The sequence below is a fragment of the Kitasatospora sp. MAP12-44 genome (genome assembly GCF_029892095.1).
Taxonomy (GTDB): Bacteria; Actinomycetota; Actinomycetes; order Streptomycetales; family Streptomycetaceae; genus Kitasatospora.
Genome location: NZ_JARZAE010000004.1, coordinates 5,443,269 through 5,464,473, shown reverse-complemented (window position 1 = coordinate 5,464,473; position 21,205 = coordinate 5,443,269). Strand labels below are relative to the sequence as shown.

19 protein-coding genes and 1 tRNA gene are annotated in these 21,205 nt (G+C 69.2%); 5 read left to right on the top strand and 15 right to left on the bottom strand.

Features of this window, described 5'->3' with window-relative positions; all coding sequences use genetic code 11:
- Positions 1-30: 30 nt before the first annotated feature.
- The 11 genes from prmC to P3T34_RS25230 all read right to left on the bottom strand — a co-directional run bounded on the left by prmC (position 31) and on the right by P3T34_RS25230 (position 13,856).
- Positions 31-897: a peptide chain release factor N(5)-glutamine methyltransferase gene (prmC, locus tag P3T34_RS25280; RefSeq protein ID WP_280668332.1), complete on the bottom strand. Its 867-nt coding sequence runs from the start codon at positions 895-897 to the stop codon at positions 31-33.
- A gap of 22 nt (positions 898-919) precedes the next feature.
- Positions 920-1,996 (bottom strand): peptide chain release factor 1, encoded by a 1,077-nt coding sequence (gene prfA, locus P3T34_RS25275; protein WP_280668331.1) that lies wholly within the window; start codon positions 1,994-1,996, stop codon positions 920-922.
- A 118-nt stretch (positions 1,997-2,114) separates the two neighbouring features.
- The gene (rpmE, locus tag P3T34_RS25270) at positions 2,115-2,348 is read right to left on the bottom strand and encodes a 50S ribosomal protein L31 (protein WP_280668330.1); all 234 of its coding nucleotides are present in this window, start codon (positions 2,346-2,348) and stop codon (positions 2,115-2,117) included.
- A 134-nt stretch (positions 2,349-2,482) separates the two neighbouring features.
- Positions 2,483-3,601, bottom strand: a complete 1,119-nt coding sequence (locus P3T34_RS25265; protein WP_280668329.1) for an LCP family protein — start codon at positions 3,599-3,601, stop codon at positions 2,483-2,485.
- A 198-nt stretch (positions 3,602-3,799) separates the two neighbouring features.
- Complete coding sequence (gene rho / locus P3T34_RS25260) at positions 3,800-5,938, bottom strand: transcription termination factor Rho (RefSeq protein ID WP_280668328.1); 2,139 nt, start codon at positions 5,936-5,938, stop codon at positions 3,800-3,802.
- Between the two features lie 536 nt (positions 5,939-6,474).
- Positions 6,475-7,392 (bottom strand): homoserine kinase, encoded by a 918-nt coding sequence (thrB, locus tag P3T34_RS25255; RefSeq protein ID WP_280668327.1) that lies wholly within the window; start codon positions 7,390-7,392, stop codon positions 6,475-6,477.
- A 319-nt stretch (positions 7,393-7,711) separates the two neighbouring features.
- Positions 7,712-8,800, bottom strand: coding sequence for a threonine synthase (gene thrC, locus P3T34_RS25250; protein ID WP_280668326.1), 1,089 nt, complete (start codon positions 8,798-8,800; stop codon positions 7,712-7,714).
- Between the two features lie 8 nt (positions 8,801-8,808).
- On the bottom strand, positions 8,809-10,101 hold the full coding sequence (locus tag P3T34_RS25245) for a homoserine dehydrogenase (protein WP_280668325.1): 1,293 nt from the start codon (positions 10,099-10,101) through the stop codon (positions 8,809-8,811).
- A gap of 108 nt (positions 10,102-10,209) precedes the next feature.
- Positions 10,210-11,601, bottom strand: coding sequence for a diaminopimelate decarboxylase (gene lysA / locus P3T34_RS25240; protein ID WP_280668324.1), 1,392 nt, complete (start codon positions 11,599-11,601; stop codon positions 10,210-10,212).
- Between the two features lie 83 nt (positions 11,602-11,684).
- Positions 11,685-13,346, bottom strand: coding sequence for an arginine--tRNA ligase (argS, locus tag P3T34_RS25235; protein WP_280668323.1), 1,662 nt, complete (start codon positions 13,344-13,346; stop codon positions 11,685-11,687).
- 81 nt (positions 13,347-13,427) lie between these two features.
- Positions 13,428-13,856, bottom strand: a complete 429-nt coding sequence (locus P3T34_RS25230; RefSeq protein WP_348534684.1) for a response regulator — start codon at positions 13,854-13,856, stop codon at positions 13,428-13,430.
- Between the two features lie 160 nt (positions 13,857-14,016).
- Between P3T34_RS25230 and P3T34_RS25225 the strand changes: the two genes are divergently transcribed.
- Positions 14,017-14,088, top strand: a tRNA-Arg gene (locus P3T34_RS25225).
- An 88-nt stretch (positions 14,089-14,176) separates the two neighbouring features.
- The gene (locus P3T34_RS25220) at positions 14,177-14,668 is read left to right on the top strand and encodes a hypothetical protein (protein ID WP_280668321.1); all 492 of its coding nucleotides are present in this window, start codon (positions 14,177-14,179) and stop codon (positions 14,666-14,668) included.
- On the opposite strand, the gene P3T34_RS25215 is transcribed toward P3T34_RS25220, so the two are convergent.
- On the bottom strand, positions 14,658-15,332 hold the full coding sequence (locus tag P3T34_RS25215) for a hypothetical protein (RefSeq protein WP_280668320.1): 675 nt from the start codon (positions 15,330-15,332) through the stop codon (positions 14,658-14,660). The two genes, P3T34_RS25220 and P3T34_RS25215, sit on opposite strands and share 11 nt — an antisense overlap.
- A gap of 109 nt (positions 15,333-15,441) precedes the next feature.
- Here P3T34_RS25215 and P3T34_RS25210 point away from each other — a divergent pair, with 109 nt between their 5' ends.
- Positions 15,442-16,197: a GntR family transcriptional regulator gene (locus P3T34_RS25210; protein ID WP_280668319.1), complete on the top strand. Its 756-nt coding sequence runs from the start codon at positions 15,442-15,444 to the stop codon at positions 16,195-16,197.
- A 476-nt stretch (positions 16,198-16,673) separates the two neighbouring features.
- Here the strand turns inward: P3T34_RS25210 and P3T34_RS25205 are convergent, their stop codons facing one another.
- Both P3T34_RS25205 and P3T34_RS25200 read right to left on the bottom strand, forming a co-directional pair.
- Complete coding sequence (locus P3T34_RS25205; protein WP_280668318.1) at positions 16,674-18,458, bottom strand: DUF262 domain-containing protein; 1,785 nt, start codon at positions 18,456-18,458, stop codon at positions 16,674-16,676.
- 685 nt (positions 18,459-19,143) lie between these two features.
- The gene (locus tag P3T34_RS25200) at positions 19,144-19,305 is read right to left on the bottom strand and encodes a hypothetical protein (RefSeq protein ID WP_280668317.1); all 162 of its coding nucleotides are present in this window, start codon (positions 19,303-19,305) and stop codon (positions 19,144-19,146) included.
- A gap of 65 nt (positions 19,306-19,370) precedes the next feature.
- Here P3T34_RS25200 and P3T34_RS25195 point away from each other — a divergent pair, with 65 nt between their 5' ends.
- Positions 19,371-19,610 (top strand): hypothetical protein, encoded by a 240-nt coding sequence (locus P3T34_RS25195; protein ID WP_280668316.1) that lies wholly within the window; start codon positions 19,371-19,373, stop codon positions 19,608-19,610.
- A 33-nt stretch (positions 19,611-19,643) separates the two neighbouring features.
- Positions 19,644-19,988 carry a CPCC family cysteine-rich protein gene (locus P3T34_RS25190; protein ID WP_348534683.1) on the top strand — a complete coding sequence of 115 codons (345 nt, stop codon included), beginning with the start codon at positions 19,644-19,646 and terminating at the stop codon, positions 19,986-19,988.
- A gap of 114 nt (positions 19,989-20,102) precedes the next feature.
- Here the strand turns inward: P3T34_RS25190 and P3T34_RS25185 are convergent, their stop codons facing one another.
- Positions 20,103-21,134 carry a trypsin-like peptidase domain-containing protein gene (locus P3T34_RS25185; RefSeq protein WP_280668314.1) on the bottom strand — a complete coding sequence of 344 codons (1,032 nt, stop codon included), beginning with the start codon at positions 21,132-21,134 and terminating at the stop codon, positions 20,103-20,105.
- Positions 21,135-21,205 lie beyond the last annotated feature (71 nt).

Below are 21,205 nucleotides of genomic sequence, written 5' to 3'. Positions count from 1 at the left end.
GCGGTCCCCTTCCGAAACGGCTCATGTCGGTCACAGCTGGGCCTTGCGCGCAGTAGTGAAGCGCGGCCGGTTGTTCAGGTCGCGGTGGTCGGCGGTGTCCGTCCAGCCGCCCTCTTCGTTGAAGATCCAGGGCACCTGGCCGCCCTGGGTGTCCGCGTGCTCGATCACCACGGCGCCACCCGGGCGCAGCAGCCGCGCCGCCACCCGCTCGATGCCGCGGATGACGTCCAGACCGTCCTCGCCGGAGAACAGCGACATCTGCGGGTCGTGGTCGCGGGCCTCGGGCGCGACGTACTCCCACTCGGTGAGCGGGATGTACGGCGGGTTGCTGATCACCAGGTCGAAGCGGCCGTCCCAGGAGCGGTCGTCCGCGAAGGCCCGGGTGGCGTCGCCGGCATGCAGGGTGACCCGGGCGCGGTCGGAGCTGGCCTCGATGTTGCGCCGGGTGTACGTGAGCGCGCCCTCGTCCAGCTCGAAGGCGTGCACGGTGCTGCGCGGCAGCTCCTGGGCCAGCGCCAGCGCGATCGCGCCGGACCCGCTGCACAGGTCGACCACCAGCGGCTCGGCGACGTCCATGTCACGCACCGCGTCTATCGCCCACTCCACGACCGACTCGGTCTCCGGGCGCGGCACGAAGACACCGGGGCCGACCTCCAGCTCCAGGTAGCGGAAGAAGGCCCGCCCGGTGATGTGCTGCAGCGGCTCGCGCGCCTCACGGCGCGAGACCGCCTCCCAGTACCGGGCGTCGAAGTCGGCGTCCTTGACCGTGTGCAGCTGGCTGCGCTTGACGTGGTGGATGTGTGCGGCGAGTTCCTCCGCGTCGAAGCGCGGCGACGGCACGCCGGCCGCGGCCAACCGCTGGGTGGCCTGGGCCACCTCGGCGAGCAGCAGGTTCATCCGTACGTACCCCTCTGCAGAGTTACTGCTTTTGCGCCGCGGCGAGCTTCGCCGCCGCGTCGGCGTCCAGGGCCGACTGGATCAGCGCGTTGAGGTCGCCGTCCAGCACCTGGTCCAGGTTGTACGCCTTGAAACCCGTGCGGTGGTCCGAGATGCGGTTCTCGGGGTAGTTGTACGTCCGGATCCGCTCCGAGCGGTCGACCGTACGGACCTGGCTGCGCCGGGCGTCGGAGGCCTCCTGGTCGGCGGCCTCCTGAGCGGCGGCGAGCAGTCGCGAGCGCAGGATGCGCATCGCCGACTCCTTGTTCTGCAGCTGGCTCTTCTCGTTCTGGCAGGAGGCCACGATACCGGTCGGCAGGTGGGTGATCCGGACCGCCGAGTCGGTGGTGTTGACGGACTGGCCGCCGGGGCCCGAGGAGCGGTACACGTCGATCCGCAGGTCGTTCGCGTGGACCTCGACCTCGACCTCCTCCGCCTCCGGGGTGACCAGCACACCGGCCGCCGAGGTGTGGATGCGGCCCTGCGACTCGGTGGCAGGGACGCGCTGCACGCGGTGCACACCGCCCTCGTACTTGAGCCGCGCCCAGACGCCCTGGCCGGGCTCGATGGTGCCACGGGTCTTGACGGCCACCGAGACGTCCTTGTAGCCGCCGAGGTCGGACTCGTTGGCGTCGATGATCTCGGTCTTCCAGCCCAGCCGCTCCGCGTACCGCAGGTACATCCGCAGCAGGTCGCTGGCGAACAGGGCCGACTCCTCGCCGCCCTCACCCGCCTTGACCTCCAGGATGACGTCCTTGTCGTCGTTGGGGTCGCGCGGGACCAGCAGCATCCGCAGCTCTTCGGTCAGCTCGTCCTGGCGGGCCTGGGAGGACTTCACCTCGGCGATGAAGTCCGGATCCTCGGCCGCGAACTCACGGGCCGCCTCGATGTCCTCGCCCGCCTGGCGCCAGGCCCGGTAGACGGTGGTGATCGGGGTCAGCTCGGCGTAGCGCTTGGAGAGCTTGCGGGCGGTGGCCTGGTCCGCGTGGACCGCCGGGTCGGCCAGCCGCTCTTCGAGGGCTGAGTGCTCGACGAGGAGCTCTTCGACTGCCTCGAACATGGGGTTGGCCTACTTCCGTGAAAACTTCGGCGGGGTTGCTGAGGATCAGACGCGAACGGCGCCGGCCCGGACGCCCCCGCAGACTGCGGGAGCGCCCGAAACCGGCGCCGTACGAGCGCTAGCTGGCCGACTCGGCCTTGACGCCGTGCTGCTTGCCGAAGCGGGCCTCGAAGCGCGCGACGCGGCCACCGGTGTCGAGGATCTTCTGCTTGCCGGTGTAGAACGGGTGGCACTGCGAGCACACCTCGGCGCGAATCACGCCGGAGGTCTCGGTGGAGCGAGTGGTGAACTCGGCGCCACAGGTGCAGGTCACGTTGGTGACCACATACGTGGGGTGAACGTCGGGCTTCAAGGGGATCTCCTAGGTTTCGGGAGGGCACCGGGTCGGCGGCAGGAAGCCGCACGTGAACCGGGACCGACGGACCAGTCTGCCAGGACCGGCCGCATCTTCCCAAACCGGACCGGGCCTGGGGATATTCCGGCAGCTCAGGAACGGCTCGGCGGGGGGCTGGAATCGGCCGGGTTGGCCGGCTGGGTGCCGGTGATCGACTGCGGCACCGGCTGGTCGAGCCGCAGTGCGTTCCAGACCTGGGTGGCGGCCGGGAGCTGTTCCACCACCCGGTTGGGGTCGGTGGGGGCGGTCACGACGGGCAGCGTGACCATCGTCAGCTGGTTCGCCCCGATGCCCTTGAGCTCCTCGCCGAGGCCGGTCAGCGCGCTCACCGAGGCCAGCGCGGAGTCGGTGGTGATGCTCTTGGTGAGGGTGTCGCCGACCGACCAGAGCTTGGCGGGGTCGGCGAACAGGCCGATCGAACCGACCTGCTTCGTGATCGACTTCACCATCTCCTTCTGCAGCTCGATCCGCCCGAGGTCGCTGCCGTCACCGACGCCGTGCCGGGTGCGGACGAAGGCCAGCGCCTGGTCGCCGTTGAGCTTGGTGGTGCCCGCCGGGAGGTTCAGGCCGCTGTCCGGGTCGTGGATGTCCATGGTGGTGGTGACCGTCGCACCGCCGATGGCGTTGATGAAGCCGGCGAAGCCCGCAAAGTCGATCTCCACGAAGTGGTTCATCCGCAGCCCGGTCAGCTGCTCGGTGGTCTTCACCGCGCAGGCCGCGCCGCCGACTTCGAAGGCGCTGTTGTACATCGCGCCGGCGTCGGCGGGCACCGCGCTGCCGTCCGGCGCCGTGCAGGCGGGCCGGGCCACCAGGGTGTCGCGCGGGATCGAGACGACCGTGCCCAGGGTGTGGTTCTGGTTGACGTGCACCACCATCGCGGTGTCCGAGCGGGCAGTGCCGCCGGTGTTGCCGCCGGCCAGGCCGCTGTTGGCACCGGCCCGCGAGTCGGAGCCGAGCACCAGGATGTTGAAGGACCCGTCCTTGGGCGCCGACGGCCTGGCGCTGCCGAGTTGGGCGTCGATGTCGACGCTCTTGATGTTGCCGTTCAGCCGCCAGTACGCGTAACCGGCCGTACCGGCCCCGGCCAGCAGCAGACCCGCCAGCGTGAAGGCCCCGGCCCTCAGCAGCTTGGCGCGGCGGCTGCGGTCCCTGCGATGCGCCGCCCGCCGCTCCCGCCGGGTGGCGCGCTGCTCGTGCTGCTCATCGGCCATATCGTCTGATCCTCGTGCGGTGTTCGTCCCGAGTTCCGCTGAATGGTCGCGATCGACCGTTCTTCGAGCATAAGCGAGTTCATAGGACGTTATGTCCGATCTGTGCAACAGCCCGGTCCCGGCCCGGAACGCCCGCCCCGAAAGCCCGAAAGCCCCGTCCCTGAACAGCGGGGACGGGGCTTTCGGTCCGATGACGCGTCAGTCGTTGGACCCCGGAGTGGTCTTGGCGATCTGCATCAGGAACTCGGCGTTGCTCTTGGTCTGCTTCATCTTGTCCAGCAGCAGCTCGATCGCCTGCTGCGAGTCGAGCGCGTGCAGCACCCGGCGCAGCTTCCAGGTGATCGCCAGCTCGTCGGGCGCCAGCAGGATCTCCTCCTTGCGGGTGCTGGACGCATCGACGTCCACCGCGGGGAAGATCCTCTTGTCGGCGAGCTTGCGGTCCAGCCGCAGCTCCATGTTGCCGGTGCCCTTGAACTCCTCGAAGACCACCTCGTCGGCCCGCGAGCCGGTCTCCACCAGCGCGGTGGCGAGGATGGTCAGCGAGCCGCCGTTCTCGATGTTGCGCGCGGCACCGAAGAACTTCTTCGGCGGGTAGAGCGCGGTCGAGTCGACACCACCGGACAGGATGCGGCCGGAGGCCGGCGCCGCCAGGTTGTAGGCACGGCCCAGGCGGGTGATCGAGTCCAGCAGGATCACCACGTCGTGGCCCAGCTCCACCAGGCGCTTGGCGCGCTCGATGGCCAGCTCGGCGACCACGGTGTGGTCCTCGGCCGGGCGGTCGAAGGTCGAGGAGATGACCTCGCCCTTCACCGACCGCTGCATGTCGGTGACCTCTTCCGGACGCTCGTCCACCAGGACGACCATCAGGTGGCACTCGGGGTTGTTGGTGGTGATCGCGTTGGCGATCGCCTGCATGATCATCGTCTTGCCGGTCTTCGGCGGGGCGACGATCAGACCGCGCTGGCCCTTGCCGATCGGCGACACCAGGTCGATGATCCGGGTGGTCAGCACGCCCGGGTCGGTCTCCAGGCGGAGCCGGTCCTGCGGGTAGAGCGGGGTGAGCTTGCCGAACTCGGGACGGCCGCGGCCGCTCTCCGGGTCCATGCCGTTGACGGAGTCCAGCCGCACCATGGCGTTGAACTTCTCGCGGCGCTCGCCCTCCTGCGGCTGGCGCACGGCGCCGGTGATGGCGTCGCCCTTGCGCAGGCCGTTCTTGCGGACCTGGGCCAGCGAGACGTACACGTCGTTGGAGCCGGGCAGGTAGCCCGAGGTCCGGACGAACGCGTAGTTGTCGAGGATGTCCAGGATGCCCGCCACCGGGATCAGCACATCGCTGTCGCTGACGGTCGGCTCGGCCGGGCCGACCTCGAAGCCGTCGCGGCGGCCGCGGCGGTTGCGGTCGCGGTAGCGGCCGCGGCGGCCGCGCCGGCCGTCGCCGAACTCGTCGTCGTCGTAGCCGCCCTGCTGGGCCGGCTGGGCGCTCTGCTGCTGGGTCTGCTGAACCGGCTGCGCGCTCTGCTGCTGGCCGCCCTGGCCGCCCTGACGGTCGGTCCGGTCGGTTCGGTCGGTCCGGTCCCGGCGGTTGCGGCGGTCGCGACGCGACTCGCGCGAGTCACCGTCGGCGTCGGCCGCATCGGTGCGCTGCTCCGCGCGGTCCGCGGTGGTCCGCTCGGGACGGTCGGCGGTGGCGCGGTCGGCGGGGCCGCGCTCCGAGCGCTCGCGGCGGTCGCGGCGGTCGCGGCGGCCCTCGCGCTGGTCGTCGCGGCCTTCGAAGGTCCGGCTGTCGGAGACCCGGGACTCGGCGGTGCGGGCCTCGGCCTGCTTGGCCTCGGCGACCGGCTCGGCGGCCGACTCCACCACGGTGGCGGCGGGGGCCTCGACGGCGGTCGGGGCGCCACCGGCCGAGGTGGCCCGGCGACGGGTCCGCTCGGCGCGCGCCGGGGCGGCGGCGGTCTCCGGAGCGGCCTGGCCCGGGATCTCGATCTGGGCGGGCGCCTCGGCGACCGCCTGGGTGGCCCGGGTGCGACGGGCCGGCTTCTCGGCGGCGGCCGCGGGGGCCTCCGCCTTCGCGGCGCGGGCCGGGGCGGGAGCCGCGGAGGCGAGCAGCGGGTCGCCGCCGCTCTTGTCCTTGATGGCCTCGATGAGCTGGCTCTTGCGCATCCGGCCGGTGCCGCTGATGCCGAGCGTCGAGGCGAGCTTCTGCAGCTCGGCCAGGACCAGACCGTCAAGGCCTGCGGCGGCGGTACGGCGGCGCTTGGCCGGCGCCGCGGGCGCGGCAGGCGCATCCGTCGCGTCGGCGTCCGGGCGCGCGCCCATCAGATCAGTGGTGTCGCTCACTAAGGGTCCTTCCCTGGAGCGGACGTCGGCCTGTCTGGCTCGGCGACCGGTTGTGCTGTCCGACCTGCGCTTTGTCGCGGAGGCCCGAGGCGGTGGTCCCCCGCCGCTGCGGTGCTGGGCGGGGGGAGAGGTGCGAAGTGCTGTGCACAAGGCACTGTTGAGCGAAGTGGCACGGCGGGCCGGTCTCATGCCGACCGCTGCCTGCGAAACCCGGGCCCCCGTCGTGTGACGGTCTCCCGCGCTCCCGCCCGTCAGAGCCTCGGCAGCGAGGCCGGTTGCGGCGGGTGGGGGTCAGGCTCCGACACGGCTTCGGGATGCGGCCGCAATCGCGCAGGCAGGCTGCGTACGCGCTGTGGTGGGCTCCCGGAGAATCGTGGTCCCCGACCTCGACTGGATCCCGCAAGAGCGGGACGCGGAGATCGGGACGCGGCGCACCGGGCCCCGCAGGGCGCCTGATGCAGACATGAGGTTAACACTACCGACCCCCTCACACATTCCCCAGCCTCGTGCTTGCCAATCGTGTCCGGATCGGCCGGTCACCCGTCCAACGGCAGGACGCGGGCGCCGTCCCGGTCGAGCTGCAGCCGGTGGGCGGCGAACGACGGCCCGGCGAAGGCCAGCACCTTGTCGGCGTCGGCCTCGTCGGTCAGCGCGAGCACGGTCGGTCCGGCGCCGGAGATCACCGCCGGCACGCCCTCCGAGCGCAGCGCCGCCACCAGTGCCGAGCTCTCGGGCATCGCGGCGGAGCGGTAGTCCTGGTGCAGCCGGTCCTCGGTGGCCGGCAGCAGCAGCTCGGGCCGCCTGGTCAGGGCCTCGACGAGGAGGGCGGCGCGGCCGGCGTTGGCGGCCGCGTCGGTCAGCGGGACGCTCCTGGGCAGCAGACCGCGCGCGGTCTCGGTGAGCACCTCGGTGGACGGGATGAAGACCACCGGGACGACCTGCGCGGCCGGGTCGAGCCGGATCGCGTGGGCGGCGTCCTCGTCGGTCCAGGCAACGGTGAACCCGCCGGCCAGGCAGGCGGCGACGTTGTCCGGGTGGCCCTCCAGCTCGGAGGCGAGGGCCAGCATGGCGGCGTCGTCGAGGGCGGTCGGACCGCCGATGGTGACCGCCCGGGCGGCCGCCACCCCCGCGCAGATCGCGGCGGAGGAGGAACCGAGGCCGCGGCCGTGCGGTATCCGGTTGGCGCAGACCACTTCGAGGCCGCGGGGCTGGCCGCCGAGCCGGTCGAAGGCCGCACGCATCGCGCGGACCACCAGGTGGCGCTCGTCGCGGGCCAGCGTCTCGGCGCCCTCACCCGCGATGTCCACGGAGAGCCCGGAGTCGGCGACCCGGACCACGATGTCGTCGTACAGACCCAGGGCGAGTCCGAAGGCGTCGAAGCCGGGGCCGAGGTTGGCGCTGGTCGCGGGGACCCGGACCCGGACGGCGGCGGCACGGAACGCGGGACCGGCCATGCGGTGGACTCTCCTGGAGATCTGGATCGTCGCGCTGAGCGCGTCGAACGGAGGTGGGGTGAGCGGCGGGCGGGGGGGGGTGTCGCGCGAAGCGCGCGTCCGGCTCGGGTGGCCGCCAGGGTTCAGGGTATCGAAGAGAGGTTCCACAGCGGTACACCCCGCTCCCTCTCGATCTGCCGTGTTGCAGCTTCTGGCCTGAACCGGTGCCGAAACGGCATCCATAAGGACAACGAAATTGACACCAAAGACGTTACTCGGAAGCGACGATGGGCCGGCCCTGGTCAGGACCGGCCCATCGGCCGTGCGAGGGGACGGAGCGTCAGTCCAGCAGTCCGAGCCGCTGAGCGGCGGCCTCGGCGTCGATCGGCACGACGTGCGGCTGCGGCGCACCGGCCACCGCCCAGTCGGGGTCCTTGAGTCCGTTGCCGGTGACCGTGCAGACGATCCGCTGGCCCGGGTCGACCAGGCCCTGCTCGGCGGCGTGCAGCAGACCGGCCACACTGGCGGCCGAGGCGGGCTCCACGAAGACGCCCTCGCGCGCGGCCAACAGCCGGTAGGCGGACAGGATCTGGCGATCTGTCACCTTGTCGATCAGGCCACCGGACTCGTCCCGCGCGGCGACCGCGTAGTCCCAGGAGGCCGGGTTGCCGATCCGGATCGCGGTGGCGATGGTCTGTGGGTTCAGCACCGGGGCGCCGTCCACGATCGGGGCCGAACCCGAGGCCTGGAAACCCCACATCCGCGGGGTGCGGGAGGCCAGGCCGTCCGCCGCGTACTCGCGGTAGCCCTTCCAGTAGGCCGTGATGTTGCCCGCGTTGCCCACCGGGAGGACGTGGATGTCGGGGGCGTCGCCGAGCATGTCGACGATCTCGAAGGCGGCGGTCTTCTGGCCCTCGATCCGCACCGGGTTGACCGAGTTGACCAGGGCGACCGGGTACTTCTCGGACAGTTCGCGCGCCAGCCTGAGGCAGTCGTCGAAGTTCCCGTCCACCTGGAGGATCTTCGAGCCGTGCACCAGTGCCTGGCCCATCTTGCCCAGCGCGATCTTGCCCTGCGGCACCAGCACCGCGCAGACCATGCCGGCACGCACCGCGTAGGCGGCGGCGGAGGCCGAAGTGTTGCCCGTAGAGGCACAGATGACGGCCTGCGCGCCTGCCTCCTTGGCCTTGGAGATCGCCATCGTCATGCCGCGGTCCTTGAAGGACCCGGTCGGGTTGGCGCCCTCGACCTTGAGGTAGACGTCGCAGCCGGTCAGCTCGGAGAGCAACTGGGCCGGGACGAGCGGCGTGCCGCCCTCCAGCAGGGTGACCACCGGGGTCGTGGCGCTGACCGGGAGCCGGTCCCGGTACTCCTCGATGAGGCCCCGCCACTGGTGGGTGTGGGCTGCTCTGTCGATCACGGCGTTCATGGAAATTCCTATTCCCCTTCAACCCGCATGATGCTGGCCACATCGCGCACGCTGTCCAGCGCGCGGAGCTTGTCCACCGTCGCCGACAGCGCGGCGTCGGTGGCCCGGTGGGTCACCACGACGAGCGAGGCGTCGCCGTCGCGGCCCTGCTGGCGCACGGTGTCGATGGACACCCCGTGCTCGGCGAAGGTGGACGCCACCTGGGCGAGCACCCCCGCGCGGTCGTCCACGTCCAGGCTGACGTGGTAGCGGGTGACGACGTCGTCCATCGCCTTGGCGGGCAGCTGGGCGTAGACCGAGTCGCCGGGCCCGGTCGCGCCGTTGAGCTTGTTGCGGCAGACCGCGACCAGGTCGCCGAGGACGGCGCTGGCGGTCGGCGCGCCACCGGCGCCCGGACCGTAGAACATCAGCCGGCCGGCCGCCTCGGCCTCGACGAAGACCGCGTTGTACGCCTCGCGGACCGAGGCCAGCGGGTGGCTGAGCGGGATCATCGCCGGGTGCACCCGGGCGGTGACCGAGGTGCCGTCCGCCGAGCGCTCGCAGATCGCCAGCAGCTTGACCACGCAGCCCATGGCCTTGGCGCTGGCGATGTCGGCCGCGGTGACCTCGGTGAGGCCCTCGCGGTAGACGTCGGCGGCGGTGACCTTGGTGTGGAAGGCGATACCGGCCAGGATCGCGGCCTTGGCGGCGGCGTCGAAGCCCTCCACGTCGGCCGTCGGGTCGGCCTCCGCGTAACCCAGCGCGGTGGCCTCCTCCAGCGCCTCGGAGTAGCCGGCGCCGGTGGAGTCCATCTTGTCGAGGATGAAGTTGGTGGTGCCGTTCACGATGCCGAGCACCCGGTTGACCTTGTCGCCCGCCAGCGACTCGCGCAGCGGCCGGATCAGCGGGATCGCGCCCGCGACGGCCGCCTCGTAGTACAGGTCCACCCCGGCCGCGGCGGCCGCGGCGTGCAGCTCGGCGCCGTCCTGGGCGAGCAGCGCCTTGTTGGCGCTGACCACCGAGGCACCGTGCTGGAAAGCGGTGAGGATCAGCTTCCTGGACGGCTCGATCCCGCCGACCACCTCGATCACCACGTCGACGTCGTCGCGCTTGACCAGCGCCTCGGCGTCCGTGGTGATCAGGTGCTGCGGGACTCCCGGGCGGTCCCGACCGACCCGGCGGACCGCGATGCCGACGAGCTCGACCGGCGCGCCGATCCGCGCGGCCAGGTCGGCGGCGTCTGTCGTCATGATGCGCGCCACCTCGGAGCCCACCACACCACAGCCCAGCAACGCCACCTTCAGCGGGCGCGTACGCATCATCCGACTCCGCTCATCCGTCGTTCTCCACCGCTTTTCGGTTTCAACCCCAGTCTCGGGGAGATTCCGCGCAGATCCTCGGGCATTCCATGATCTGAGACGAAATAATCGTCATCCGAGATCAAGACGCAGGAGATCCTCCTCCGTCTCGCGCCGCACGATCACCCGGGCCGCACCGCCCTGGACGGCGACCACGGGCGGGCGCAGCGCGTGGTTGTAGTTGCTCGCCATCGAGCGGCAGTACGCACCGGTGGCGGGCACCGCGATCAGGTCACCCGGCGTCAGATCGGCGGGCAGGAAAGCGTCCTTGACCACGATGTCGCCCGACTCGCAGTGCTTGCCGACCACCCGTACCAGCATCGGCTCGGCCGTGCTGGTGCGCGAGACGAGGGCCACCGAGTACTCGGCGTCGTACAGCGCGGTGCGGATGTTGTCCGACATCCCGCCGTCCACGCTGACGTACGTGCGCAGACCCTCCAACGGCTTGACGGTGCCCACCTCGTAGAGGGTGAAGGCGGTCGGGCCGACGATCGCCCGGCCCGGCTCGACGCTCAGCCGGGGCGCGGTGAGGTCGGCGGCGGCGCACTCGCGGCGGACGATCTCGGCCAGCGCGGCCGCGATCTCGGCCGGCTCGCGCGGGTCGTCCTCGCTGGTGTAGGCGATGCCCAGACCGCCGCCGAGGTCGATCTCGGGCAGCTCGACGCCGTGCTCGTCGCGGATCTCGGCGAGCAGGCCGACCACCCGGCGGGCGGCGACCTCGAAGCCCGCGGTGTCGAAGATCTGCGAGCCGATGTGCGAGTGGATGCCGCGCAGTTCGAGGCTCGGCTGCGCCAGCACCCGGCGGACCGCCTCGGCGGCCGCGCCGCCGGAGAGCGAGAGGCCGAACTTCTGGTCCTCGTGGGCGGTGGCGATGAACTCGTGGGTGTGCGCCTCGACACCCACCGTGACCCGGACCAGCACCGGCTGGCGGACGCCCTGGCCGGCGGCGATCGCGGCCAGCCGCTCGATCTCCTGGTAGGAGTCGACCACGATGTGGCCGACCCCCGCCTTGACCGCCTGCTCCAGCTCCTGCGCCGACTTGTTGTTGCCGTGCAGCGCGATCCGCTCGGGCGGCATCCCGGCGGCCAGCGCGACGGCCAGCTCGCCCGGGCTGCAGACGTCCAGGTTCAGACCCTCCTCGTGCAGCCAGCGGACCACCGCCTTGGAGAGGAACGCCTTGCCCGCGTAGTAGACGTCGGCGCCCGCGCCGAAGGCGTCGCGCCAGGCGCGGGCCCGGCTGCGGAAGTCGTCCTCGTCCATCAGGTAGGCCGGGGTGCCGAACTCGGCGGCCAGCTCGGTCACGGTGAGGCCGCCGACCGTCGCCACGCCGTGCTCGTCGCGGGTGACCGTGCGGGACCAGACCTTGGGGTCGAGCAGGTTCAGGTCACTCGGCGGGGCGTTGTAGTGGCCCTCGGGCAGCACGTCGCCGTGGCGGGGGCCTGCGGGGTGCGCGGAGCGGCTCATCGGACGTATCTCTCCTGGTGTGTGGGACGGGGCGGCGCCGATCCCGATGGACCGCCGCCGCCCCGTGCGCGCAGAGTGGTTGGCTACATCCGCTCGGGGGCTGTGACGCCGAGCAGGCCGAGGCCGTTGGCGATCACCGTGCGGGTGGCATCGGCGAGCCAGAGGCGGGCGCGGGTGAGGTCGGTGGCCTCGTCGTCGCCCTTCGGCAGGATCTGGCAGTGGTCGTAGAACCGGTGGTAGTCGCCGGCCAGCTGCTCCAGGTAGCGGGCGACCCGGTGCGGCTCGCGCAGCTCACCGGCGGTGGCGATCACCTTCGGGAACTCGCCGAGCCGGCCCAGCAGCGCGGACTCCCACTCGGTGGCCAGCAGCTCCGGCTTGAAGTCCTCGGCCGCGCCCTTGGTGATGCCCATCGCCTCGGCCTTGCGGGTGACGCCGCACATCCGGGTGTGCGCGTACTGGACGTAGAAGACCGGGTTCTCGTTGCGCTGGCTGGTCAGCAGGTTGATGTCGAGCGTGATCGTGGAGTCGGTGGGCGACCTGGTCAGGGTGTACCGGGCCGCGTCCACGCCGATCCAGTCGACCACGTCGTCGATGGTGATGATGTTGCCGGCCCGCTTGGACATCCGGACCTCCTCACCATCGCGCAGCATCTTGACGAACTGGCCGATCTTGACCTCGATGTTGCGGTTCATGTCGTCGCCCGCGCAGGCCGCGATGGCCTTCAGGCGGTTGACGTAGCCGTGGTGGTCGGCGCCCAGCATGTAGACGCTCACCTCGGAACCGCGGTCACGCTTCGAGAGGTAGTAGGCGGCGTCGGCGGCGAAGTACGTCGTCTCGCCGTCCGCCTTGATCAGGACGCGGTCCTTGTCATCACCGAAGTCGGTGGTGCGCAGCCAGATCGCGCCGTCCTGGTCGAAGACGTGGCCCTGCTCGCGCAGCCGCTCCATGGCCTTCTCGACGGCGCCCGAGTCGTGCAGCGACTTCTCGGAGAACCAGGTGTCGAAGTGGGTGCCGAACTCGTCCATCGAGCGCTTGATCTCGGCCACCATGAGCTTCAGGCCCTCGGTGCGGAAGACCTCCAGCTGCTCGGCCTCGGAGAGGTCGAGGATGCCGGGGACGCCGGCGGTGATCGCCTTGGCGATGTCGACGATGTACTCGCCGACGTAGCCGTCGGCCGGGGCGGGCCGGCCGTTGGCGGCGGCTTGGAGGGAGGCGGCGAACTTGCCGATCTGCACGCCCGCGTCGTTCAGGTAGTACTCGGTGGTGACCTCGGCGCCGGTCGCCTTGAGGACGCGCGCGAGCGAGTCGCCGACGGCCGCCCAGCGGACGCCGCCGATGTGGATCGGGCCGGTCGGGTTGGCCGACACGAACTCCAGGTTGATCCGCAGGCCCTTGAGCGCCTCGTTGCGCCCGTAGGCCGGGCCGGCCTGGACGATGGTGCGGGCCAGCTCGCCCTGGGTGGCGGCGTCGAACGTGATGTTCATGAAGCCCGGGCCGGCGATGTCGACCTTGGCGACCCCGGGCAGTTCGCGCAGGCGGGCCGCGATCAGCTCGGCCACCGCGCGCGGCGGCATGCCGGCCGGCTTCGCGAGGACGAGGGCCACATTGGTGGCGTAGTCGCCGTGGTCCCTGTTCTTGGGTCGCTCGACCGTGACCTGCTCGGGCACGGCGACGGGCAGCTCGCCCGCCTCGACGGCGGCGCGCACTGCGACCTGGACTGCCTGGGAAAGCTCTGCGGGTGTCACGACGCCAAGCGTAGGCGAGCGGGGGGTGTGCGCCCGTCACCCGGCCACCCGTTGAGACGCTTCCCCGGCCGCCGGTGTTCGCTAGGAGCGAAATTCGCCGGCTCCATCGCCGAACCCGTACGCGAACCCCTCCCCGTCGACCCGCCGCTTCACCATCAGCCGACGCACCAGCGCCACCAGGTCCTCCGGATCGAACGGCTTGCCCAGATAGCCGTCCACCCCGACCGACTCGCCCCGGTCCAGATCCGCCGGCGTGCACGCGCTGACGATCGCGATCGGCAACCGGGCCGTCTGCTCCCGGGCCCGCAGTTGGGCCGCCGTCCGCAGGCCGTCCAGGCGCGGCATCATCACATCCAGGGTCACCACGTCCGGCTTCACCCGGCGGACCACCTCCAGGCACTCGGCACCATCGGCCGCGGTCACCACCTCGAAGCCCTCCAGCTCCAGGTTGACCTTGATCAGCCTGCGGATCGCCTCGTTGTCATCCACCACGAGGACCCGACCGGACACACCCGACACCCCACCGACACTACGGCCGCCCACCCCCGCCCGTCCGGCCTTTGCCCACTTCCGTGTCCGCGACCTGCTGTTGAAACCCCTGCACGGACCGCGCCCACGAGCTGGTAATGTTCTCCACGTCGCAGAAATCGCGACGCCGCACCACCAGCAGGCCCCCGTAGCTCAGGGGATAGAGCACCGCCCTCCGGAGGCGGGTGCGTAGGTTCGAATCCTACCGGGGGCACTTCGCAAGAAGCGCCAACTTAGGCCCAGGTCAACCGACCTGGGCCTTCGTCATGCCCCAACCGCCGCTACTGAGTGAGCGTCACCACATGGGAAACCCGCCAGTGCAGTGGGTGCGCTACCAGCCGCCTCCGAAGCGGGAGCGTACGCCGCGAGGCCGGAGGCTGATCCTGCTGGTCCTGGGCTGCGGACTCGTGCTGACGGCAGTGGGCTGGCTCGCCTGGGCCGAGGTGGCGATGCTGGCCAGCGGCTGCGGGTCGAATGATCCGACCGACCCCATGGACTACAGCGCTGTCGCCATCAGCAACGACACAGCCGTCCCGGTCGTGGTGGACGGGTGCTCCGGGCTGTACTGCGACGCGCCCTCCACACCAGTGACCTTGCAACCGGGGCAGCAGGATCAGGTCCACGCAGCGTGCGGTGCCTCCGGACGCGACATGACGTCCTGGCGTGTCACGACCACAACCGGAACGTCACTGGGCTACATCGCCGTGGACACGCCGCGCAGCACCAGCAACCTGATCTTCCCAGTCTCCGCCGCCCAACCCTCCCGGGACACGGCAGCCTCCCCTACCCGGTAACGGCGCACAGGAAGTCGTCCAGTCCGACGCTGGGTCCAGCGCCTACTTCGGCCTTCGTCCCGAGTTCGACAAACGTGCACCCCCGAAGCACCCGGACCATCTGCGCGGCGAGGACCCAGCGGGCTCTCGGATCATCGGACGCTGTGATGATCTCGCCCACCGACTGTGGGCCCAGAGCCCCGGGTTGGTACAGCGTGCCGTACACCCCACAGCTCCCGCTGTCCGCCACCCGCACAGCCACGAACCCCGTCGCGAGGTGCGGACACAGCTGAGCAGCGGCCCGCGCGCAGCCGAGGCATACCGGTGGGTGAGTCACCGCCATGCCCTCGGGCCAGCCCGGCCAGTCGTCGCGGTCATCCTTGAGCAGCCACAGCACCCCCTCCCCCGTCCGATCGGCCGGCCCGCCGCAGACCTGACACAGCAGCCTGCGCATCGCCCGCCGCTGGCGGGCCGGATGGACACGGCCGAACTCGGGTCGGCCAGAGCCGCGTTGGAGCGTCATACGAGCCCAGAGGACACCGTCCACGTCGCGGTCATGAGGGATCTCGCCCCGGTAGGCAATGCCCACCCCCGGGGCTGCGACAACCGCTGGACGCGCGAAGCGCTCGGCACTCCACGCAGCGATGTAGGGGACGACGTCCGGTCGCCCCGGCATCTGGGTCATCACTGCCTCCCGACTGTCGTTACATCTCTAGAGATGTCAAGTGCCATCGGGCGAGGTCGCTGCCGTCAGGGGTCAGCCCTAGGATGTCTAGAGATCACGGAGGAGAGCCATGGCCGACAGCGGCGACAAGCAGCCCAAGTACCAGCGGATTGCCGACGCCCTCAAGGCGGCCGTCGAGTCGGGCCAGTACCGCGCAGGCGACAGGCTGCCCGGCGAGAACGACCTGATGGAGACCTACGGCGTCGCCCGGATGACCGCCCGTCAGGCACTCGGCGTCCTGCAGAGTGAAGGCATCGCTGAGGCCCGCAAGGGTGCCGGCGTGTTCGTCCGCGACTTCCGGCCGCTGCGCCGACGGGGGATCCAGCGGCTGGCGCAGGAGCAGTGGGGTTCGGGCCGCTCGATCTGGTCCGCGGACATCGAGGACCGGACGCTCGTCGTCGACCAGCTCTCGGTTGCCGAACTCGCCGCCCCGGAACACATCGCCCGAGTCCTGAACCTGGAGCCCGGCGGCCCGACCTGCGTCCGAAGCCGCCGCTTCGTCCTCGACGGCAAGCCGGTCCTGCTCTCCACGTCCTATCTGCCCGCAACCCTCGTCGCCGGCTCCCCCATCACCCAGCACGACACCGGCCCTGGCGGCACCTACGCCCGGCTCGCCGAACTCGGCGCCAAGCCCATCCACTTCCGCGAGGAACTCCGCTCCCGCATGCCCACCAAGGACGAGACGACCCGCCTGGCACTGGCTCCGGGAACACCCGTCATCCTCATCTCCCGCACCGCCTTCGCCGAGGACGGCCGAGCGGTCGAGATCAACGAGATGACCCTGGACGCGGCCTCCTACGTCCTCGAATACGACTTCGACGCGTGACCCCACCTCGGCCCCGCGAACTCCCCTGCCAGGCACGCATGACTAACCCTGACAGCACGGATGGGGAAGGCCCACGACGACACCGCCGTAGCGACCGTCACCCTGTAGCCCTGGCGGCTCACAGCTCACCCCGGGTCACTGCCGAATTGAGCTGTACTGGGTCAAGGGCCCGCGCCCCGCGTGGGCCGCTGCCCCGCCCGCGGCGGCCGACGCGGGGCGTGCGGGCTGGCGCCCGGTCCCGGCGCGACCGCCAGGACGGGGCAGCGCGTGGCTAGGGCCGGCGGCTCCACGGTTTTACCCACCTGCCAGGACCGGGCCTCGCGCCGAGCAAGACCGGGGGCCACTCGGCCAAATTGCGGTCAGGCCCAAAAGCCCTGACCGAGTCTCAGCAGCTTACGGCCCCGAGACCCTGCCAGGCCCCAGACCAGACAGGACGCCGGCCAAAACCGCTCCGCCACCCGCTCACTCCGACCCCGCTAAATGAATCCCTTGACCAACGCTGCCACCTGCTTGAGATCTTTGATCTCCTCGGTCGAGGATCCTCGCCGAACAAAAAGGCGATCGTCACAGTAGGAAACGTCTGATTGCCCTGGAATCAGCATCCTGAGCACCGAAATTCCCTTGTACTCAATAGTGTCAATGCCGGTCAGAATTTGGGTCGCCAAAGGCTCACTAATAGGCTGCTGCGAGATTTTCGCCACGAATTTCTGCACATAGCTATCCAGGGAAATTCCCTTCACCTTCGCCTCTCTGTCAATTCCAACGACATGGTGAGGCCCAACCTTGACCGGAGCAATCCCGTCTAGCGATTCAATCCGATTAGCATCAGACTCCTTATCTGCGACACCAATGAATAGATAGCCATCAACCCCCGGTTTCACATTGGAAATTGCGCAGATCGTCTCGGCCAGACGCCCAAAAATTGAATCGTCCCACGCTCGCAGATTGTCGAGCCGAAGAAGGCCCTGCTTGAATTCGTATCGACTTGTTTCGATCCTGGACCTACGAAGCGAATTCTCAAAGTCAAGAGCAAGCCCGGGTCCATGGCCAAACACAGGGGGAACCTTGGCTACAAAGTAACGCTGTATCAACCCAGTGACCGTGTCGATATTTGAAACCCTGTCCTCAGCCGACGTGTAGTGTCGTGCGCTCTTCAGTCGGGGGCCGACTCCTCGCAGCGCAGAGACGATTGCAACATAGTCGTCTGGGGACTTCTGCTGTCGAACGATCAAGTCGAAGAATGACATGAATATTGCATAAAAAGGCGTCCTGATTGGATTTCCACTACTACCTGGGCGCACAAGGTTCCTGAGGCCATTCGGAGACGGGAGTTGATCGTCTATCACTTCCGCAAGGACCGAAAATACCGACTGGATCTCATCCTCCAGTCGACGCGTACCATAAGCGGCAAGATTGCGCTCGATGCGCTTATGCTTTTCACTCTGCGCGTCGTAGATGTCGTCAAACTCCTCCTTGCTTGCTGGAAAAGGACTTCCGAGCAGGATAGATGCTGCAATATCAGCAACCATCTGCTCATCATCACCTTCGCGAAGTTGCTTCACATTGAGAATTCCGTGACGAATCCAGACGGTATCCTCGGCTTTAACTCCATACTGCTGCTTCTCGCGAGCCGAATCGATGGAGATGCTTGGCATGTCGTGCAGGAGCAAAACGTCTGCGGAGACATCACCTCGCAATGAACTTGCTACCGTCCTAACGAGTTCAGAGAATGGATTGATCATGCCAGCCTGCCGCTTCTCCTGAACGCTCAGCTGGCGCCCATTCGAATTAATTCGACTAAACACATTGGTGATTTGCTGCTCGGTCTGGGCGGGATAAATAGTGACTGCAAGCTGATAGTCGAGCAGATTGGCACATTTTTCGGCAGGGAGTGGTGCAAAAATTTCGACAGGCTCGAAAGCATCAGAATCTGCAGCCTGCCGAGCGCGTGCACTCTGAGCCAAATCGAAGTGCATGCCGCTGTAATCGTATTTCTGTTCAATGAAGGAGAAAATTGCATCGAGCCGCTGCATGCCGTCGATGATTTCGTACTTTCCACTGCCGTGAATCTCTGGGCGTTCGGCTAGCAGAATCAGCGGGATGGGGTAGCCATCCAAGATGCTGTCAATCAGCAACTGCTTCTCACTCACAGACCAGACAAGCTTTCGCTGGTACCTCCTGTTGACCAACAAGGCATCGTCCCTAAACAGGCGGTACGCCTCCTGGACGCTCATACCACGCGGCGTGATGGAGACGTGCATGTCACTAGCCACTGCCTACTCCAAGGGGCTGGAAGGAACGCGTAGGTGTAGCTTGGCACGCAGTGGCATGCCGTGTCCGGATTACTCACAATGCCGCTACCTCGTTTCGCCGTCCTCTCGCCGCACGTAGCAACCGTGAGGCTCTCGGGCGACGTCGGCCAGCAACTCGTGGCTGATCGGCAGTTCCTGAGGCCTCAGTGGCTCGGAGACAAGGGAGAAGCTACAGCCACGCCAGATCAGGCAGTACATGACAGAGAGTCGAGGCAATGAGAAAGATGCCAGAACCAGGCGCAGCTGTATCGAAGGAGAAGGTACAGGTCAGATCGGGCAACCCATTCCGACAACTGCAAAACAGGGGTGTCGGACGCACTACCATTGAAGCGAGCAAGCTACACATCCGATGGGGCGACCGCAATCGGTCACTGTCGAGGCCCCGAGCCAGCGGAACAGGGGCTGGCACAGCGTCGCCGACGCTTCGCGCTGACCCGACGCCGTGCCAGAAGCGTGCCAGGTACGGCGGTGCAACCCGGTCGCCAACAGCCACGAATGGTCCGGTCAGTCACGTTGCGCCGATCAAGCGACTACCCGGGTCACGGAGGGTGAGCACCTGCCACCCTCCGGAGGTGGGTGCGTGGGTGGGAATCCTGCCGGGGCACTTCGCAAGAAGCGCCAACTTAGGCCCAGGTCAACCGACCTGGGCCTTCGTCATGTCCGGGGATCGGGCGGTGAAATGCGCTCGCTGTGTGGTGGGGCGGTATGGGACGGTGTCCGCGTGGATGATGGTGAGTTGGCGGCGGTGCTGCAGGAACTGCGGCAGGTGAGGGGCGAGCTCGACGGGTATCTGCAACCGGCTTCAACTCACTGCCAACGTGCGCGGCGCCGACGGGGTGATGGTGAGCACCCTCCCGACGGATGCGCATCCTGGCTGCGGTCCAGCAGCTCAAGGCGGGCAACGTGCCCTGGGGCGAGATCGACCAGCTGATCCTCGACAACCGGAAGATCCACGCGATCCAGCTGATCCGTGCTGAGTTCGGCGACGGCCTGCGCGAGGCAGTGGATCGACTGCGAGCTCGCTACGACGAGCTGAGACGCGAGCGGCCGGGCGGCTTCAACGAGAGCCACGGCGAGTACTGGGACGGCTTCGAGTCCTGACCGGCGTGGAAGTCGGGGTGCTGGACTTTTCACGTGGCCGCCCGGAGTCCGCGCTGGCACAATTTCGCCGTGCTTCCTTACGAACGCCGCGAAGACGGCGGCCCGTACACGTGCCCCTGCTGTCGTATGCCGATGCTGGACACGCGCTGCTGCTACGAGATCTGCGTGGAGTGCGGTTGGGAGGACGACGGGCAGGATGATCACAATGCGGATCGGGTGCTTGGCGGTCCCAATGGGTCGCTCAGTCTGACCGAGGCGCGGCGGCGGTACTCCGAGGCGATCTCCGACGAGCCGGGGCCGGAGTCGGTCCTTGGCGGCGGCGCGGGCTTGTGGTGGGCGGCGGCGCGGGAGCGGGGGACCGAGGCTGCGGGCGGCTGACGTGGCGCGGTGGGCAGGCCGAAGGCCCGGGCCGGTGGCGGAGTGCCCCGCCGGGTGGTCCGGGCCTTCGGGGCCGGCGTGCCCTGTGTGGTCAGGGGCCGGCCAGGGAGGGGGTCAGGAGGAGGACTCGGCCTGCTGGTAGAGGGTGGCGATGGTCGAGTCGAAGTAGGCCGTGTAGGACGTGTCGTCGGTGTCGCCGCCCTGCTGGTAGCCGCCGATGATGCCGGTGACCTCGCCCGTCGTGGTGCTGATCCAGGGGCCGCCGCTGGTGCCGCCCGAGTAGGACGGGCAGTTGATGATGCGCTGGTAGGCGCTGAACTGGGTGGTCGTGTTGCTGCAGAGCAGCGCGGTGTCGCCGCTGGAGGGGTAGCCGTAGAGGCGGACGGTGTCGCTGAAGCCCGCGCTGATGCCCAGCGGGTTGCCGCCCACGACGTCCTGGATCTGCTTGCCGTTGTCGGGGGCGACCTGCAGGATCGCGAAGTCCTCGTCGGGGTCGTTGTTCTGCTGCCAGCCCTGCGCGGTGAAGATCTTGGTGACCTGCCAGCTGCCGAACGGGGCCTGGCCGTTGCTGTAGCCGGGGACGAAGGTCACGCCGCTGGCGCTGCCGATGCAGTGGGCCGCGGTGACCAGCAGGTTGCGGGTGGCGCTCTGGATCACGCTGGCCGTGCAGAAGTGGTTGCCCGGCGCGACGCTGCCCGTGAAGAGCGCCCCGACCCGGTCGGCCTCGGGCGTCGCGGGCGCGGCCTGGGTGCTGTCCAGGACCAGCCGCGGCGCGGCGGCGACGGGGGTCGGCGTCGGGGTGGGCGCGGGGGGCGGCGTGGGAGTCGGGGTCGGGGTCGGCGTCGGCGTGGGGGTCGGCGTCGGAGTAGGGGTGGGGGTCGGCGTGGGGGTCGGCGTCGGCTTGGGCACCGGCTTCGGGGTCGGTGTCGCTGTCGGCGAGGGCGACGTCGAGGTGATCTCGGCGGCCAGGGCGCTGGCCCGCTCGGCGGCGGCGGCCCGGCTGGAGGCATTGGCCTGCGAGCTGAGCGCACCGATGCCCGCTATGGCGACGACGAGGAGAGTGGCGAGGGCGGCTGCGACGAGCGCCGGCCGGAGACCGAAGCGGGTCCAGAGGTTTCGGCGCTGCTGACGTCCTTGACTGGTCATCAGGTCACTGACTCCTGCCGCACGATCGGGGCCCGAGGGCTGACTGGTCGGCGCCGCAACAGCGCGCCTGC